This is a genomic window from Pedococcus sp. P2_D7 (assembly GCF_056404295.1).
On record NZ_JBFUEH010000002.1, the window covers coordinates 543,387 to 560,183 of the forward strand.

Annotated in this window: 15 protein-coding genes and 1 tRNA gene; 15 read left to right on the forward strand and 1 reads right to left on the reverse strand. The window is 69.8% G+C overall.

Annotation, left to right across the window (positions count from 1 at the left end; translation table 11 throughout):
* Positions 1-113 precede the first annotated feature (113 nt).
* The 13 genes from topA (at position 114) to AC1DWJ_RS06180 (ending at position 14,691) form a co-directional block, all read left to right on the forward strand.
* Positions 114-2,915 carry a type I DNA topoisomerase gene (topA, locus tag AC1DWJ_RS06120; RefSeq protein ID WP_457256332.1) on the forward strand — a complete coding sequence of 934 codons (2,802 nt, stop codon included), beginning with the start codon at positions 114-116 and terminating at the stop codon, positions 2,913-2,915.
* A gap of 4 nt (positions 2,916-2,919) precedes the next feature.
* A complete protein-coding gene (locus AC1DWJ_RS06125; RefSeq protein ID WP_477620261.1) occupies positions 2,920-4,278 on the forward strand; it encodes a serine hydrolase domain-containing protein in 1,359 nt (452 codons plus the stop codon).
* A 202-nt stretch (positions 4,279-4,480) separates the two neighbouring features.
* Complete coding sequence (locus AC1DWJ_RS06130) at positions 4,481-5,254, forward strand: ABC transporter ATP-binding protein (protein ID WP_457256336.1); 774 nt, start codon at positions 4,481-4,483, stop codon at positions 5,252-5,254.
* 5 nt (positions 5,255-5,259) lie between these two features.
* The gene (locus AC1DWJ_RS06135) at positions 5,260-5,967 is read left to right on the forward strand and encodes an ABC transporter ATP-binding protein (RefSeq protein ID WP_477620262.1); all 708 of its coding nucleotides are present in this window, start codon (positions 5,260-5,262) and stop codon (positions 5,965-5,967) included.
* 65 nt (positions 5,968-6,032) lie between these two features.
* Positions 6,033-7,286, forward strand: a complete 1,254-nt coding sequence (locus AC1DWJ_RS06140; protein WP_457256339.1) for an ABC transporter substrate-binding protein — start codon at positions 6,033-6,035, stop codon at positions 7,284-7,286.
* A 133-nt stretch (positions 7,287-7,419) separates the two neighbouring features.
* On the forward strand, positions 7,420-8,292 hold the full coding sequence (locus AC1DWJ_RS06145; RefSeq protein WP_457256340.1) for a branched-chain amino acid ABC transporter permease: 873 nt from the start codon (positions 7,420-7,422) through the stop codon (positions 8,290-8,292).
* Positions 8,289-9,314, forward strand: a complete 1,026-nt coding sequence (locus tag AC1DWJ_RS06150; protein WP_477620263.1) for a branched-chain amino acid ABC transporter permease — start codon at positions 8,289-8,291, stop codon at positions 9,312-9,314. The genes AC1DWJ_RS06145 and AC1DWJ_RS06150 overlap by 4 nt, the downstream gene beginning before the upstream one ends.
* A gap of 155 nt (positions 9,315-9,469) precedes the next feature.
* Positions 9,470-10,243 (forward strand): MerR family transcriptional regulator, encoded by a 774-nt coding sequence (locus AC1DWJ_RS06155; protein WP_457256343.1) that lies wholly within the window; start codon positions 9,470-9,472, stop codon positions 10,241-10,243.
* Between the two features lie 53 nt (positions 10,244-10,296).
* Entirely contained in the window at positions 10,297-10,887 is a 591-nt protein-coding gene (locus AC1DWJ_RS06160) for a GNAT family N-acetyltransferase (protein ID WP_457256344.1), read from the forward strand.
* Positions 10,888-11,003: 116 nt separating this feature from the next.
* Complete coding sequence (locus AC1DWJ_RS06165) at positions 11,004-11,246, forward strand: LPXTG cell wall anchor domain-containing protein (RefSeq protein WP_457256346.1); 243 nt, start codon at positions 11,004-11,006, stop codon at positions 11,244-11,246.
* A gap of 100 nt (positions 11,247-11,346) precedes the next feature.
* Positions 11,347-11,964, forward strand: a complete 618-nt coding sequence (gene tmk, locus AC1DWJ_RS06170) for a dTMP kinase (RefSeq protein WP_477620264.1) — start codon at positions 11,347-11,349, stop codon at positions 11,962-11,964.
* Positions 11,961-13,100, forward strand: a complete 1,140-nt coding sequence (locus AC1DWJ_RS06175) for a DNA polymerase III subunit delta' (RefSeq protein ID WP_477620265.1) — start codon at positions 11,961-11,963, stop codon at positions 13,098-13,100. The genes tmk and AC1DWJ_RS06175 overlap by 4 nt, the downstream gene beginning before the upstream one ends.
* A 34-nt stretch (positions 13,101-13,134) precedes the next feature.
* Positions 13,135-14,691 carry an alpha/beta hydrolase gene (locus AC1DWJ_RS06180; RefSeq protein WP_477620266.1) on the forward strand — a complete coding sequence of 519 codons (1,557 nt, stop codon included), beginning with the start codon at positions 13,135-13,137 and terminating at the stop codon, positions 14,689-14,691.
* A gap of 87 nt (positions 14,692-14,778) precedes the next feature.
* Here the strand turns inward: AC1DWJ_RS06180 and AC1DWJ_RS06185 are convergent, their stop codons facing one another.
* Complete coding sequence (locus AC1DWJ_RS06185) at positions 14,779-15,573, reverse strand: SIMPL domain-containing protein (RefSeq protein ID WP_477620267.1); 795 nt, start codon at positions 15,571-15,573, stop codon at positions 14,779-14,781.
* A gap of 118 nt (positions 15,574-15,691) precedes the next feature.
* Between AC1DWJ_RS06185 and AC1DWJ_RS06190 the strand changes: the two genes are divergently transcribed.
* Positions 15,692-15,765, forward strand: a tRNA-Thr gene (locus tag AC1DWJ_RS06190).
* A 77-nt stretch (positions 15,766-15,842) separates the two neighbouring features.
* Complete coding sequence (locus tag AC1DWJ_RS06195) at positions 15,843-16,730, forward strand: L,D-transpeptidase family protein (RefSeq protein WP_477620268.1); 888 nt, start codon at positions 15,843-15,845, stop codon at positions 16,728-16,730.
* The last annotated feature ends 67 nt before the right edge of the window (positions 16,731-16,797 follow it).

Here is a 16,797-nt window from a genome sequence, read left to right on the forward strand (position 1 = left end):
GAACCGCGGGCGGTGTGACGCGAACTTGACGCGCTCGGCTACCGTCATCGGCGATGCCGTGTCCATGCAGCGACGAATCCGCTGCACATGGGGTCAGGAACTGAGGTTGAACCATGAGTGAGGGGCGCAAGCTCGTCATCGTCGAGTCGCCTGCCAAGGCGAAGACGATCGGCGGCTACCTGGGCAAGGACTGGGACGTCGAGGCGTCGGTCGGGCACATCCGCGACATCCCGACCCCGTCGGAGATGCCCGCCGACATCAAGAAGGGCCCGTTCGGCCGGTTCGGCGTCGACGTCGACAACGGCTTCGAGGCCTACTACGTCGTCGACGCCGACAAGAAGAAGAAGGTCTCCGAGCTCAAGCGGCTGCTCAAGGGTGCCGACGAGCTCTACCTCGCCACTGATGAGGACCGCGAGGGCGAGGCCATCGCGTGGCACCTGCTCGAAGTGCTCCAGCCCAAGGTGCCGGTCAAGCGGATGGTCTTCCACGAGATCACCAAGGAAGCGATCCAGCGGGCCGCGAACACCACCCGCGACCTCGACGTCGCGATGGTCGACGCGCAGGAGACCCGCCGCATCCTCGACCGCCTCTACGGCTACGAGGTCAGCCCGGTCCTGTGGCGCAAGGTCAAGGCCGGCCTGTCCGCCGGTCGCGTGCAGTCGGTCGCGACCCGCATGGTCGTCGAGCGCGAGCGCGAGCGGATGGCGTTCGTCCGGGCGTCCTACTGGGACGTCGAGGGCGACTTCACGCCCGACGGCACGTCCAACCAGTTCGGAGCCCGGCTGAGCGCGGTCGACAGCCTTCGCGTCGCCACCGGCCGCGACTTCGCCGACGACGGCATGCTCAAGTCCAAGAATGTCGTCCACCTCGACGAAGAGACCGCGAACTCCATTGCGCGACAGGTGATCTCGGCCCAGGTCAAGGTCACCAGCGTTCAGGAGAAGCCCTACACACGGCGCCCCTCCGCCCCGTTCACGACGAGCACCCTCCAGCAGGAGGCGTCGCGCAAGCTGCGGCTCTCGTCCAAGAACGCGATGCGGGTCGCGCAGCGGCTCTACGAGAACGGCTACATCACCTACATGCGTACCGACAGCACCACGCTGTCGGAGGCCGCCCTCACCGCCGCACGCCAGCAGGCCCGTGACCTGTATGGCGCGGAGTACGTCCCCGACGCCCCTCGCCGCTACGAGAAGAAGGTCAAGAACGCCCAGGAGGCGCACGAGGCCATCCGTCCCGCGGGCGACCGGTTCCGCACCCCGGCGCAGGTCGCTGGCGAGCTGCGCGGCGACGAGTTCGCGCTCTACGAGCTGATCTGGAAGCGCACCGTCGCCTCGCAGATGGCCGATGCCCGCGGGTCGACGGCCACGGTCAAGCTCGGCGGCACCCTCGAGGACGGCCGGGTGGTCGAGTTCAGCGCGTCCGGCACGGTCATCACGTTCCGCGGGTTCCTCGCGGCCTACGAGGAGGGCCGCGACGAGGAGCAGATCAGCCGCGCCCAGGAGGCCGACGAGGAGCGCCGGCTGCCCAAGCTCAGCGAGGGCGTGGACATCACCACGCTGCGCGCCGACGCCGACGGCCACGAGACCTCACCGCCGCCGCGCTACACCGAGGCGACCTTGGTGAAGGCCATGGAGGAGAAGGGGATCGGTCGTCCCTCCACCTATGCCAGCACGGTCGGCACGATCCAGGACCGCGGCTACGTCAACACCCGCGGCAACGCCCTCATCCCCACCTGGCTGGCGTTCGCCGTAACCCGGCTGCTGGAGGAGCACTTCAGCGAGCTGGTGGACTACGACTTCACCGCCTCGATGGAGGAGGACCTCGACCGGATCGCCGGGGGAGACGAGCAGCGGGCCGCATGGCTCCAGCGCTTCTACTTCGGTGATGGACTCGGAACCGGCGCCGCCACTGGGTCGCCTGGTGGCCTGCCCAACATCGGCCGCTCCGGCCAGGGCCTCAAGCACCTCGTCGAGGACCTCGGCGAGATCGACGCCCGCGAGATCTCCACCATCCCGATCGGTGAGGGCATCGTCGTGCGCGTGGGCCGCTACGGCCCCTACGTCGAGGAGACCGTCCCGCAGGGCGTCGACCTGTCGACCGGTGAGATGCGCGACGACGCCTCCACCACGCCCCGCCGCGCGACGATCAACGACGACATCGCCCCCGACGAGATGACCCCCGCCAAGGCCCGCGAGCTGCTCGAGCAGTCCGCGGACGACGGCAAGGTGCTCGGGCAGGACCCCGCCAACGGGCGCGACATCGTGGCCAAGGCCGGTCGCTACGGCCCCTACGTCACCGAGGTGCTCGACGAAGAGACCGCGGCGCTCAAGGGCAAGGCCAAGGTCAAGCCGCGCACCGCGAGCCTGTTCAAGGACATGGACCTCGCGACCATGGACCTCGACACCGCCCTCAAGCTGCTCAGCCTGCCCCGGGTCGTCGGCATGTCGACCGAGGAGGACGGCACCGCGGTCGAGATCACCGCGCAGAACGGTCGCTACGGCCCCTACCTCAAGAAGGGCACCGACTCGCGCTCGCTGACCACCGAGCAGCAGCTCTTCGACATCACCCTCGAGGAGGCCCTGGCGATCTACGCCCAGCCCAAGCAGCGCGGTCGTGCCTCCACGGCTCCCCTCAAGGAGCTCGGCAACGACCCCGTGTCGGGTCGGCCGATGGTGGTCAAGGACGGTCGCTTCGGGCCCTACGTCACGGATGGCGAGACGAACTCGACGCTGCGCAAGGGCGACGACCCTGAGGCGATCACCCCGGAGCGGGGCGCCGAGCTGCTCGCCGAGAAGCGGGCCAAGGGCCCCACCACGCGCAAGCGGGCGGCCAAGAAGACGACGACCAAGAAGGCCGCCACCAAGAAGACGGCTGCGAAGAAGACGGCCAAGAAGGCCGCGACGAAGAAGGCGTAGCCGGATGCCGATCGACCCCACCACGGCCCGCGCACTGGACCTGCGCCTGGCCACCGAGCAGTCGCAGAGCCGGCTGCCCTCGGCGGCGGCAGGCCTGGTCCGCGACGGCGAGCTGGTGTGGTCGGGTGCGGTCGGCACCCTCTCCGGTCGGGTCGACGGCGAGCCGTCGAGCACCGACACGCAGTACCGCATGGGCTCGATCACCAAGACCTTCGTCGGGGTGGAGGTCCTGCGCCTGCGTGACGAGGGGCGCTTGGAGCTGAACGACCGGATCTACTCCCTCCTCCCCGAGACCGCCGATGCCGAGTTCGCAGGGGTCACCGTCGCGCAGCTCCTCTCGCACTCGTCGGGCCTCCAGGCCGAGACGTCGGGTCCGTGGTGGGAGCGGGTCGAAGGCGGCAGCTGGAGCGACCTGTTGGCGAGTCGGCCGCGCCTGCGCTTCCGTCCCGGCGCGCGGTTCCACTACTCCAACCTCGGGTATGCCGTGCTGGGCGAGCTCGTGGGGCGCCTCCGGGGTGTGTCGTGGCAGGACGCCGTGACCGCGAACCTGCTCCAGCCGCTCGGCATGTCACGCACGACGACCCGGCCGGTCGCCCCGGCGGCACCCGGCTGGGGGGTGCACCCGATGGCGGACCTGCTCCACGTCGAGCCCGAGCACGACGCCGGGGCGATGGCCCCGGCCGGGCAGCTGTGGTCGACGGTCGAGGACCTGGCGCGCTGGGCCACCTTCCTGGCCGGCGACACGGCCGGGCTGCTCGACGCGGCCACGCTCGAAGAGATGTGCCTGCCGCTCGTCGTCAGCGACGTGCCCGAGCAGGCCTGGACCGGGGCGCACGGCCTCGGCTGGCAGGTCTGGAACGTCGATGGCGTCCGATTCGCCGGACACGGGGGTTCGATGCCGGGCTTCCTGGCCGGGCTGCGGGTCAACCTGTCCACCGGCGACGGTTTCGTCGTCTTCGCGAACGCGACCTCGGGCATGGGCCCGCTCGGCCCCGACCTGCTGGAGCTGCTCGCCGCGGAGCCGCGCCCGGTGCGGCCCTGGCACGCGGACGCCGACCACGCGTCCGCGCTCGACCTCGTGGGCGACTGGTACTGGGGCACGACCGGCTACGACGTGAGGCTCGCCGCCGATGGCCACCTCGTGCTGGGTGAGCCCGGCAAGCTCCGGGGCACGCGGCTGCGACCGACCGAGACCGGCTGGGTGGGTCTCGACGGCTACTTCGAGGGTGAGCCGCTCACCGTCGTGCGTGACGCCGACGGTCGCCCGGGCCACCTCGACCTGGGGTCCTTCCGGCTGAGCCGGACGCCCTACGACCCGGCCGCCGACATCCCGGGCGAGGTCCATCCCGCCGGCTGGCACTGAACCACCCGGCATACTCTGGCCACCTGCGACAACCACGCGAAAACAGGCCAAACCATGACAACCGCCGGGTGTGTGCCGAGGACATGTTCTGGCACGGTTGTGTGGCGAACCCGGACATGTCCGGCCCCCTCCGGTCGCCCTAGGGTTCTCCAGAACGCGACGGATCCCCCACCGTCGCACCGACCGCACGAGGAGGTGCCCGGTGCCCAGCGACGCCAGCGCGCCCACGGCAGGAGCACTGCTCCAGACCCGTGGGCTGACCAAGGAGTTCCGCGGGTTCCGCGCGGTCTCCGACGTCAGCCTCAGCGTCGCCGACGGCACCGTCCACGCGCTCGTCGGCCCCAACGGCGCTGGCAAGACCACCCTGTTCAACCTGCTCACCGGCTTCCTGTCGCCGACGTCGGGCCGGATCCTCTTCCGCGGCCAGGACATCACCGGCCGCCAGCCTGAGCAGATCGCCCACCTCGGGATCGCCCGGTCGTTCCAGATCACCAGCCTGTTCGACCAGATGAGTGCCGTCGACCACGTGGAGCTGGCGCTCGCGTCCCCGACCGGGCTCGGCTACCGCTTCTGGCGGTCCTCCGCGCAGATGCGGCAGTTCCGCGACCGCGCCATGGACCTGCTCGACCAGGTCGGGCTGGCGGACCGCTCGGGCGCCGCGGCCGGGTCGCTGGCCTACGGGCAGAAGCGGGCCCTCGAGCTCGCCCTCGCGCTCGCGCTCGACCCGCAGCTGCTGCTCCTCGACGAGCCGACCGCAGGCATGGGCCTGGAGGACGTCGACCGCACCATCGCACTCGTCAAGAAGGTCTCGGAGGGACGCACCGTCGTGTTCGTCGACCACAACATGCACGTCGTCGGCTCGCTGGCCGACACCGTGACGGTGCTGCAGTCCGGTCAGGTGCTGGCCGAGGGCAGCTACGACCAGGTGCGCCACGACGAGCGCGTCGTCACCGCCTACCTCGGACAGGCGGGGTGACCCCGATGTCCGGAGCGATCCTCGAGGTCGATGGCCTGTCCGCGTGGTACGGGGAAGCGCGCGTCCTGACGCACGTCGACCTGCGCGTCGCGCCGGGCGAGGTCGTCACCCTCGTCGGACGCAACGGCGCAGGCAAGACGACGTTGCTGCGCTCGGTGATGGGGCTGCACCGGCAGGTCGAGGGCTCGGTCTCGTGGGCGGGCCAGGTGCTCGGGCGGTCGAGTGCCGACAAGCGGGCCAAGGCCGGCATCGGCTGGGTGCCCGACGACCGCGGGATCTACGCGACGCTCTCGGTCCAGGAGAACCTGCTCCTGCCCCCGATCACCAGCAAGGCCGACGCGTGGAGCCTCGAGCGCGTCTACGAGCAGTTCCCGGTGCTGCACGAGCGCCGTGACTTCCCCGGCACCAAGCTGTCGGGCGGTGAGCAGCAGATGCTCGCGATCGCCCGCGTCCTGCGGACGGGTTCGCGGTTGTTGCTCCTCGACGAGCCGTCCGAGGGACTCGCGCCGGTCATCGTCCAGCAGATCGGCGACATCATCCGCCAGATCAAGGACCAGGGCGTCTCGGTGCTCCTCGTCGAGCAGAACGTCACCTTCGCCTCCACAGTCGCCGACCGCCACTACCTGCTCGCGCAGGGCCGCGTCGTGGAGTCGCTCGACAACGAGTCCTTCCAGTCCCGCACCTCCGAGCTCCTCGAGTACCTCGGCATGTGACGCCGATCGAAAGCGCCCAGCCGCACCACATCCGCACGTCCGGCACCACACCCCAGGAGGGGAACATGCAGCGCACCACGTCCCGACAGACCCTGGCCGTCCTGGCCACTGCTGTCACCGGCAGCCTCGTGCTCGCCGCGTGCGGTGGGGCCGGCGGCCCCAGCTCCGGCGGCGGGAAGATCAGTGACGACAAGGTCGTCATCGGTCTGCTCAACGACCAGTCAGGCGTCTACAAGGACCTGTCCGGCCCGAACTCGAAGGTCGCCATCCAGATGGCGATCGACGACTACAAGGCCAAGTACGGCGACAAGGCCGTCGCCAAGAACATCGAGATCGTCTCGGCCGACCACCAGAACAAGCCGGACGTCGCCAACACCAAGGCGCAGGAGATGTACGACCGCGACAAGGCCGACATCATCCTCGACGTGCCGACCTCGTCGGCCGCGCTCGCCGTCGCGACGCAGGCCAAGGCGAAGAAGAAGCTGTTCATCGACATCGGCGCCGGCACCACCGCGCTGACCGGCGCCCAGTGCAACAAGTACACGTTCCACTGGGCCTACGACACCTACATGCTCGCGTCGGGCACCGGTGCGGCACTGGTCGAGGGTGGCGGCAAGAACTGGTCGATCGTCTACCCCGACTACGCCTTCGGTCAGGACATGACCAAGTCCTTCACCGCCGCCGTCGAGCGCGCCGGTGGCACGGTCCAGCAGAAGATCGCCACGCCCTTCCCCAACGAGAACTTCGCGACCTTCATCACCAAGGCCGGCTCGTCCAAGCCCGACGTCATCGGGATCATGGCCGCCGGTGGCGACCTCGTGAACTTCGTGAAGCAGTACAACCAGGCCGGGATGGCCGACAAGGCCAAGCTCGCCGTCGGCCTGATGTTCATCACCGACATCCACAGCCTGGGCGTCGACCAGTTCAAGGGCACCACGTTCACCGATGCGTGGTACTGGAACTTCGACGCGCAGAACAAGGCCTGGGCCGACAAGTTCAAGGCCAAGACCAACACCCGCCCGTCGTTCGCCCACGCCGGCAACTACTCGGCCGCCTTCAACTACCTCGAGGCCGTCCAGGCCGCTGGCACCGACAAGTCCGACGACATCGTCAAGCAGCTCGAGGGCAAGAAGATCAACGACATGTTCCTGCGCAACGGAGAGGTCCGCGCAGCCGACCACAACGTCATCCACGACGTATACCAGGTCAAGGTCAAGAGCAAGGACCAGGTCAAGGAGGACTGGGACTACGAGGAGGTCGTCAAGACCATCCCCGCCGCCGACGCCTACGGTCCTGCGAACACCGCCTGCAAGATGTGATGTCCTGTCACCGATGACGCACTACTGAGCCAGCACGGAGAGGTATGCCGCCCGCGCCCGCAGGCGGGCGGCATACCTCCCGGCGCCGGTGGCTCAGGGACACCGCACCGCACCGACCGCAACGGGAAGCCACATGACCGCCTTCATCCAGTACACGCTCCAGGGCCTGGCCCTCGGTGGCTTCTACGCGCTGGCCGCGCTGGGACTGGCCGTGATCTTCGGTGTCCTCGGAGTGGTCAACTTCAGCCACGGCGCCTGCTACATGCTCGGCGCGGTCGGCGCGGCCGTCCTGCTCGACGCCACCGGCCTCGGGTTCTGGTGGGCGCTGCCGCTCATGACGATCGCGATGTTCCTCTTCGGCGTGCTGATGGAGCGGCTGCTGGTCCAGTGGCTGTTGCGGCTCGACCCGCTCTACAACTTCCTGCTGACCTTCGGGCTCACGCTCCTGCTCGTCGACGTGGTCAAGCGCAAGTACGGCGTCTCCGGTCTGCCCTACCCGCTGCCGTCCGGGCTCGACGGCCGGATCACCGTCGGCTCGGTCTCGCTGTCGACCTACCAGGTGTTCGCCGCGGTCTTCTCGATCGTGGTCTGCCTCGCGGTCTGGCTGGTGCTCACCAAGACCCGCGTCGGCATGATCGTGCGCGCCTCCACCGAGGACGCCGAACGGTCCCGGGCGCTCGGCATCAACGTGAGCCGTTGGGTGACACCGGTTTTCGGCTTCGGCATCGCTCTGGCCGGGTTGGCCGGGGTGCTACGGGCGCCGACCGGGTCGGTCACCGCCGACATGGGCAGCTTCTTCATCATCATCCTGTTCGCCGTGGTCGTGATCGGCGGGCTCGGCTCGATCCTCGGCGCCGTCGTCGCCGGCTTCCTGGTGGGCCTCGTCGAGGCCTACGGCCAGGGGTATGCCGGTCGGTTCAGCCAGGTGTTCATCTTCATGTTGATGGCGTTGGTGATCCTGGTCCGGCCCTCCGGGCTGTTCGGGCGAGAGGAGGCCGCATCATGAGCTCACAGCTGGAGAACAAGGTCGACGTCGAGCTGCCGGCCGGTCCGGTGGTCACGGAGCGTCGTCCCGCCATCCGCTGGGCGATGCTGGCGGTCGGCCTGCTGGTGACGCTCGCGCTGCCCTGGTTCATCTACCCGCCGGTGGCGATGGACATCGCCGCGTGGGCGCTGTTCGCCATCTCGGTCGACCTGTTGCTCGGCTACACGGGGCTACTGTCGTTCGGGCACGCCGCCTTCTGGGGCACCTCGGCCTACACGACCGGCCTCATCGCCACCCACTTCGGCGTGCCCTTCCCGCTGGCCGTCCTCGGAGGCGCCGTCGCCGCGATGGTGCTGGCCGTGCCGATCGGCTACCTGTCCGTGAAGCGCACCGGCATCTACTTCGCCATGGTGACGCTGGCCTTCGCGCAGATGGTCTACTTCATCGCCAACCAGTGGCGCTCGGTCACCGGTGGCGAGAACGGGCTGCAGGGCATCCCGAAGAACCTCGGCCCCGCCACCGACACCATCAACGCCGACTCGTTCTACTTCTACTACTCGGCGCTGCCGATCATCCTGCTCGGGGTGTTCATCGCCTGGCGCACCGTCAACAGCCCGTTCGGACGGGTGCTCGTCGCGATCCGCGACAACCCGGCCCGGGCCAGGGCCCTGGGGTACGACGTCGAGCGATACAAGATCATGGCGTTCGTGCTGTCGGCCGGACTGGCCGGGCTCGCCGGTGGCGTCTTCTCGATCAGCCACGGGTTCGCGTCGTTGCAGGAGCTCATCTGGACCACCTCCGGCAAGGTCGTGCTCATCACGGTCCTGGGCGGGATCGGCACCCTGTGGGGAGCGGTCGTCGGCGCTGCCCTCGTGGTGACCCTCGAGGACCAGCTGGCGTCGTCGGGCTTCAACGGCATCGGCATCGTGACCGGCGCGATCTTCGTGATCATCGTGCTGGCGTTCCGGCACGGCATCTGGGGCACGGCCCGCAACGGGCTCAACTCCTGGCTCCGGAAGCGCCGTCACGTCCGCGACCTCTGACCCCCCGCCGCCCCTTTATCGGGTTTAGGGACTTGGTTGTGCTTCACCCGAGAAGGGAAGTCGGGTGAAGCGCAACATTCCCCCTAAACCCGATAAAGGTGCGCGTCGGAGGAAGGGCTTGACCCTCACGCGGCGTGAGGCGTCACAGTGGTCGCATGACCGAGCGGACACAGACGCTGCTCACCGTGGGGCAGGTAGCCGAGCGGCTCGACGTCACGGTGCGGACCTTGCACCACTACGACGAGATCGGGCTGCTCCGGCCGAGCGAGCGATCGCCGGCGGGCTACCGGCTGTACACGGCTGACGACCTCACCCGCCTGCAGCACGTGGTCGTCTACCGCCGCCTCGGGTTCGCCCTGGAGGAGATCGCACTCCTCCTCGACCACCCCGAGAGCGTCGAGCAGCACCTGCGTCGTCAGCGCGCAGCGGTCCAGCAACGGCTCGACGAGATGAGCGACCTCGTCACGGCCATCGACCGAGCACTGGAGAGAGAGATGAACGACGAACAAGCCACCGCCGAGGACCTGAAGGAGCTCTTCGGCGACGGGTTCGAGGACGCCCAGGCGGAAGCCGAGCAGCGGTGGGGTGACAGCGACGCGTGGCAGCAGTCGCAGCGCCGCACCAAGAACTACACCAAGGCCGACTGGGCAGCGGTGAAGGCCGAGAGCGACGCCCTGCACCAGGGGTTCACCGACGCGATGGACGCCGGCGAGCCGCCCACGAGCGCCGCGGCGATGGATGCCGCCGAAGCCCACCGGCGCAACATCAACGAGCGCTTCTACGACTGCTCGCCCCAGTTCCACCGCAACCTCGCGGACATGTACACGAGCGACCCGAGGTTCACGGCGACCTACGACGAGATCCGGCCCGGCATGGCGCTCTACGTCCGCGACGCGATCTACGCCAACGCCGACCGCCAGGAGCAGTAGATCGGGGGAGGCGCCGGGCAGCAGCGGCCCCGGCGCTGTCCTACGCTCGGACGATGGTGACTGGACCGGTCGGCTTCGCGGCCTTGTCGTGGCCGCTCCGCACCCGTCGCACGTCGCTGCGGCCGGTCGTCCCGGGCGACCGTGACGCGGTGCACTCCTACCGCAGCCGTGCGGACGTCACGACCTACCTCGGGCGCGGTCCGCTGACCCCGTCCGACGTCGACGAGCGCATCGCCGAGAACCTCGAGCGCTCCCAGCCCGGACACCCGAAACCGTTGCTGGGACTCGTGATCGAGGTGGAGGGCGCTGTGGTCGGGGACTGTATGGTCCGGTTCGAGCCCGACGACAACGGCATGCGGACGGCGTTCATCGGCTACACGCTCCACCCCGCGAGCGCCGGCCGAGGGCTGGCCACCGAGGTGGCCGAGGCGCTCGTGCGACTGTGCTTCAGCGAGCTCGGAGTGGTCATGGTGCAGGCCGACGTGTTCGTGCCCAACGTCGCGTCGCAACGGGTGCTGGAGAAGGTCGGGCTGCGTCAGATCGGGGTCACCGCCGCGGGCAGCGAGGGCGGGGGACACCCCCGCATGGACGACTACCTGTATGCCGTGACCGCGGCCGAGTGGGCCACCTCCGGATCGTCGTAGCCGGCTCGTCGTGACGGGGGTGGTGGGCGACGGCACCTCGACGCCTGACCGACCGTCAAGGCGCACCTGGGCCGACCCCGGTGTGCCGCGGGCTGAGCCGGCCACGCGGCATACCTGTGCCGCTCGTCCGTCACACTGTCCGTCCCCTCAGCGACCCCGACTCGGCGGACTTCCCGACCGCGTTCGGTGTCGGTGACTTCACCGTCCTCGCCGCGGCTGTCGCCGCTCCGGCTCCTGCCGCCGCAGCCCGTCCGACCCTGCCGGAGACCGGCTCGGACAACCTGCCCCTGGCCGGCCTCGGTGCCGCCCTGGTGCTGGTCGGTGCGGGTGCCTACGGCGTCCGTCGCCGCACCTCCTGACCCACCCGCTCCACCCACGGAGGTATGCCGCGTGGCCAGGCCGGCCACGCGGCATACCTCGCGCGCATGCCCTGTCCGCCCGCTGGCCTAGGCTCGGCCCGTGACCGACGGACTCTTCATCGCCTTCGAGGGCGGCGACGGCGCCGGCAAGTCCACCCAGGTGGCCCTGCTGCGCGAAGCTCTCGAGGCCGCCGGTCGCACCGTGACGGTGACCCGTCAGCCCGGCGGCACCACGCTGGGTCGCGAGATCCGCGACCTGGTGCTCCACGGCGACCACGTCGCCCCGCGGGCCGAGGCCCTGCTGTTCGCCGCCGACAAGGCCCACCACGTCGACCAGCTCATCAAGCCGGCGCTCGACCGGGGCGAGGTCGTCCTCACCGACCGCTACACCGACTCCTCGGTGGCCTACCAGGGAGCGGGGCGCGATCTCGGCGCCCAGGAGATCCACGACCTCAACATGTGGGCGGTCGACGACCTGGTGCCCGACCTCACCGTGGTGGTCGACGTCTCGGCACAGGAGGGGCGGCGCAGGCGCGGCGACGTGCACGACCGGCTGGAGGCCGAGGAAGACACCTTCCACGAGGCGATCCGGGCCCACTACCTCGCGATGGCCCAGGGCAACCCGCAGCGCTATGTCGTCGTCGACGGCACACTCAGCCCCGCCGAGATCCACGCACGGGTCGTCGAGCGCCTGCGTGGCATGGGGGTCCTGCCGTGACCGTCTGGCGCGACGTCATCGGTCAGGACTCGGCGGTCGCCACGCTCCGGCGCGCGGTCACCGACCCCGCGTCGATGACGCACGCCTGGCTGCTGACCGGTCCGCCGGGGTCCGGGCGGTCCGTGGCGGCCCGCGCCTTCGCGGCCGCCCTGGAGTGTCCCCTCGACGGCTGCGGGGAGTGCCGCGAGTGCCGCACCGCGGTCGACGGCACCCATGCCGACGTCGACGTCATCGCCACCGAGGGGTTGTCGATCAAGGTCGAGCAGGCCCGTGAGCTGGCTGCCATGTCGGCGCTGCGACCCTCGGTCGGACCGTGGCGGGTGATCATCGTCGAGGACGCCGACCGCCTGACCGAGCGGGCGGCCGACGCGCTGCTCAAGGCGATCGAGGAGCCGGTGCCGCGCACCGTCTGGATCCTCTGCGCCCCCTCGCTCGAGGACGTCGTCATCACCCTTCGTTCGCGGTCGCGCCACGTGCGCCTGCGCACCCCTCCCGCCGAAGCGGTCGCCGAGCTCCTCCACCGCCGCGACGGTGTCGAGATGCCGATGGCCATGTATGCCGCGCGAGCGGCCCAGAGCCACGTCGGCCTCGCGCGCCGGCTGGCTCGGGACGAGGGTGCCCGCATCCGTCGCCGCGACGTGATCAGCCTCGCGGGGAGGATCCACGGCGTGGGCGACGCGATCGGCGCCGCCGCCGACCTCGCGTCCATCGCCGACGAGGAGTCCACGGCCGCCGCAGCCGAGCGCGACACCGCGGAGCGGCAAAGGCTGATGGAGGTGCTGGGGGCCGACCCCTCCGCGCGCACCCAGCCGCCCCACATCCGCAGCCAGCTCTCGGGCCTCGAGAAGGAGCAGAAGGCGCGGGCCACGCGACACTCCCGCGACGTGCTCGACCGGTCGCTCGTCGACCTCCTCTCGGTCTACCGCGACGCGTTGATCCTGCACAGCGGAGCAGCCCTGGGGCTGGTCAACCAGGACAGCCTGCCGATCGTGCAGGGCGTCGCCCGGTCGATGAGCGCGGAGCAGCTGCTCCAGGCGATGGACGCCATCGGCACCGCCCGCGAGCGCATCGGTCTCAACGTCGCGCCCCTGCTCACCCTGGAGGCCATGGCGATCTCGCTGCGCGTGCCGCGGTGAGGGCTCCCCAGCAGCTCGGGATACGGTCGACCGCATGACTGCGAGGCGACGAGTCCTGGTAGCCGCGGCAGCCGCTCTGTCGATGGGGCTGTCGATGGGGCTGACCGGCTGCTCCCTGGTGCCCGGTGGCGACTCCGGGCCCGCCGTCACGCCACTGCCGAGCACCGCACGCACGCCCCCGGCCGGGTCCGAGGCGCTCGCGAAGTTCTACGGGCAGACGTTGGCCTGGAAGGGCTGCGTCGTCGGGGAGTGCGCCGGCCTGTCCGTCCCGCTGGACTACGCCAAGCCCGACGGTCCGGCGATCAGTGTGCAGGTGGTGCGGATGCGCGCCACGAAGAAGGCGCAGCGGCTCGGCTCCCTCGTCGTGAACCCCGGGGGTCCCGGGGCATCGGGCATCGACTACGCCCGCGCCGCCGACATCATCGTCGGCAAGCCGGTGCGGCAGCGGTTCGACGTCGTCGGGTTCGACCCTCGTGGCGTGCAGCGCTCCAGCCCGGTCGACTGCCTGTCCGACCAGGAGATGGACGGCTTCCTCGCCCAGGACCCCACGCCCGACGACTCCGGCGAGGTGGACAAGTACCTCGGCTCGATGAAGGTGCTCGCCGAGGGCTGCCTCCAGCGCACCGGCCCCCTCCTCGGCCACATCTCCACCGAGGAGACGGCCAAGGACATGGACATCCTGCGGTCGGCCCTCGGCGACGCCAAGCTCAACTACCTCGGCAAGTCCTACGGCACGCAGCTCGGGGCGGTCTATGCCGGGCTGTTCCCCCAGCTGGTCGGGCGGTTCGTCCTCGACGGTGTGCTCCCTCCGGACCTCACCTGGACGGAGACGGCCGTCGGCCAGGCAGAGGGGTTCGAGCGTGCAGCGCACTCCTGGGCCAGGGACTGCGTCAGGCGGGGCAATTGCCCCCTCGGCGGCTCCGAGTCCGAGGTGATGTCAGGGCTGGGCGACCTGTTGAAGCGGCTCGACACCACTCCCGTGCCGATGCGCGACGGGCGGGAGTCCGAGCTCACCGAGGGCTGGGCGACCCTCGGCGTCGCCCAGGCGATGTACGACACCCGGTTGTGGAAGCCGCTCACCGAGGCGTTGCGCCAGGTCGTCACCCAGGACACCGGCACCAAGCTGATGCTGCTCTCCGACGAGTACGCCCGGCGCAACCCCACTGGCAAGTACACCTCCAACCTGCTCGAGGCGTTCTACTCCATCAGCTGCCTCGACAACCCGGGTAGCCCTGACCCGAAGTACTACGAGGACCTCGTCGCCAAGGCGAGCGTCAAGGCCCCCGTCTTCGGCCCGGCCCTGGCCTGGGGTGCGGCCACGTGCAGCAGCTGGCCGGTCAAGGCCGGCAGCGGTCCACGCAAGATCAGCGCGGAGGGCAGCGGCCCGATCGTCGTGATCGGCACGACCCGCGACCCCGCGACCCCCTACGAGTGGGCGGTGCGCGAGCGTGACCAGCTCGCCAACGCGCGCCTGCTGACCTTCGACGGCGACGGCCACACGGCCTACACCCAGTCCAACAAGTGCATCGACAACGCCGTCAACGACTACTACACCAAGGGCAAGGTCCCCGCCGACCACACGCGGTGCTGAACGAACTGCCCGCTGAGGTATGCCGGGTGGTCACCTCGGCGGTGACCACCCGGCATACCCACTGGCTGAGTCGGGCTGCGGCTCCCCTCAGCGGAAGGCGTAGACGACGGTGACCGTCACGCCGACGTTCTCGCTACCTGGCTGGATCGGCACCGGTGACGCGCTGTCCTTGCTGGCCATGGCGCGGACGTCGTAGGCCACCGGCGGCGGGTCGGAGATGGTCTCGGAGATGCTGACGACGGCGCCGAGGTCACGTCCGGAGGCCTTGGCGTACTGCTCGGCCTTGGTCTTGGCGTTGGCGACCGCGCGGTCGCGGGCGGTGCTGAGGAGCTTGCCGTTGTCCTCGAGGTCGAGGCTGATCCCGTTGACCTGCACGGCATTTCCACCCGCGGTGACGGCCGCGGAGATCGCGTTGCCCGACTTGCCGAGGTTGCGCAGCGTGGCGGTGACGCCCTCGCTGACGGTGTAGCCCTTGACGACCGGGTTGCCGTTGGTGGGGTAGGAGTACTCGGGCTGGACCTGGAGGTTGGAGGTCTGGATGTCCTTGCCGGCCACGCCGTTCCTCGTCAGGGAGGACTGGACGCGGGCGGTGATCGAGTTGGCCGACTCCAGGGCCTTGGCGACCGTGTCGGCGCGAGTCTGGACGCTGAGGTCGAGGCGCAGCGTGTCGGGCTTGCCGGCCACCTCCGAGGTGCCGGTGACCGTGATGCCGGGGGTGCTGGCCGGATAGCCGGGAGTGCCAGGGTTGGTGGCGATCGGGTAGGAGACGAGTGGTGCGGCCGAGGCTTCCCGGCCGGAGTGGGAGCCGACCCAGAAGGCCGCTCCGAGCATCGCCGCGGTCGCCGCGGCGACCGCTCCACGGGACATCTGCTGGGTGCTCATGGGGGTGGGACGGTGTGCCGCGTGGCTCGGTTCCGTGGCAGGTTCGCCGGGGCCCTCGGGCCGGTTCGGAAATCTGCCGGGTCATCCGTATACTCATCGTCCGTGCCTTCGGGCACCCGCCGCCTTAGCTCAGTCGGCCAGAGCGATTCACTCGTAATGAATAGGTCATCGGTTCGATTCCGATAGGCGGCTCAGCACGAAACGGCTCCCCACCTGCACCAACAGGTCGGGAGCCGTTTCCTTTCTCCACGCGGCCGTAGACTCGCGGCATGTCGGGTGACAGGCGCTCCAGGACAGCTCGGCGCACCCGCTCCGCCGGATCACATCGCGCACCGAGCAAGCGACCCCCAACCCTGCTGCGGTGGGTCGCGAACCTGGCCGCGCTGGCAAGCGGGACAGCCATTGGCTTGGCTGCCTTCGCCCTCCTCGGGATCGGGCCCTTCCACGATCCCCCAGGCCGTTTCGAGCGGCCGGCATCCACCGAGGTCGCCGAGCCCAGCGCGACAGACGGATCGTCCGGGGATGCGGCCAACTCCGCCGTGCCGGCCCCCAAACAAACCGCGGCACGTCCGCGGGCACTGCCCCTCGGACCGCGAACGCTCAGCACCATCTCAGCAGGGACCACCCAGGTGATCGTGGTCCGCGGAGCGGGACCGACGTCGAGCGCAGCCACTGTCGAGTTCTACCAAGACGTCGATGCCAGCTGGCTCCGCGTGGCCGCATGGCAGGGACACGTCGGGAAGGAGGGCTGGGCCACCCGTCACGTGGAAGGAGACCTCAAGACCCCCGTGGGTACCTTCGCCCTGAGCGACGCTGGCGGCCGCAAACCCAACCCCGGATCAGACCTGCCGTACCACCGGTCGACAGCCTTCCTCCCCCCTCCCAGGCAACCGGGTTTTGGTGACTCGATGGCCGACGCGTTCGACTACGTCATCGCCGTCGACTACAACCGTGTCCCCGGAAGGTCACCCCTGGACGTCGCGCGTCCGATGGGCGCCCAACGCGGGGGCGGCATCTGGCTGCACGTCGACCACGACGGGCCCACGCACGGCTGCATATCAATACCCGAAGCGGGTCTGCGCTACCTGTTGCTTCACCTCAGGGTCGAGGCGAGTCCCGTCGTCGTCATGGGCGACCCGGCCCACCTCAAGCAGTGACGCAGCGGTGGCTCCGGCGGTAGCAGCGGCGACGGAGCACGATTGAAGAGGTGTCTCTCCTCTTGGA

Coding starts and splice junctions, on each gene's coding strand:
- topA (WP_457256332.1), top strand. CDS start 114: ATGAGTGAGGGGCGCAAGCTCGTCATCGTCGAGTCGCCTGCCAAGGCG.
- AC1DWJ_RS06125 (WP_477620261.1), top strand. CDS start 2,920: ATGCCGATCGACCCCACCACGGCCCGCGCACTGGACCTGCGCCTGGCC.
- AC1DWJ_RS06135 (WP_477620262.1), top strand. CDS start 5,260: ATGTCCGGAGCGATCCTCGAGGTCGATGGCCTGTCCGCGTGGTACGGG.
- AC1DWJ_RS06140 (WP_457256339.1), top strand. CDS start 6,033: ATGCAGCGCACCACGTCCCGACAGACCCTGGCCGTCCTGGCCACTGCT.
- AC1DWJ_RS06145 (WP_457256340.1), top strand. CDS start 7,420: ATGACCGCCTTCATCCAGTACACGCTCCAGGGCCTGGCCCTCGGTGGC.
- AC1DWJ_RS06150 (WP_477620263.1), top strand. CDS start 8,289: ATGAGCTCACAGCTGGAGAACAAGGTCGACGTCGAGCTGCCGGCCGGT.
- AC1DWJ_RS06155 (WP_457256343.1), top strand. CDS start 9,470: ATGACCGAGCGGACACAGACGCTGCTCACCGTGGGGCAGGTAGCCGAG.
- AC1DWJ_RS06160 (WP_457256344.1), top strand. CDS start 10,297: ATGGTGACTGGACCGGTCGGCTTCGCGGCCTTGTCGTGGCCGCTCCGC.
- AC1DWJ_RS06180 (WP_477620266.1), top strand. CDS start 13,135: ATGACTGCGAGGCGACGAGTCCTGGTAGCCGCGGCAGCCGCTCTGTCG.
- AC1DWJ_RS06185 (WP_477620267.1), bottom strand. CDS start 15,573: ATGAGCACCCAGCAGATGTCCCGTGGAGCGGTCGCCGCGGCGACCGCG.
- AC1DWJ_RS06195 (WP_477620268.1), top strand. CDS start 15,843: ATGTCGGGTGACAGGCGCTCCAGGACAGCTCGGCGCACCCGCTCCGCC.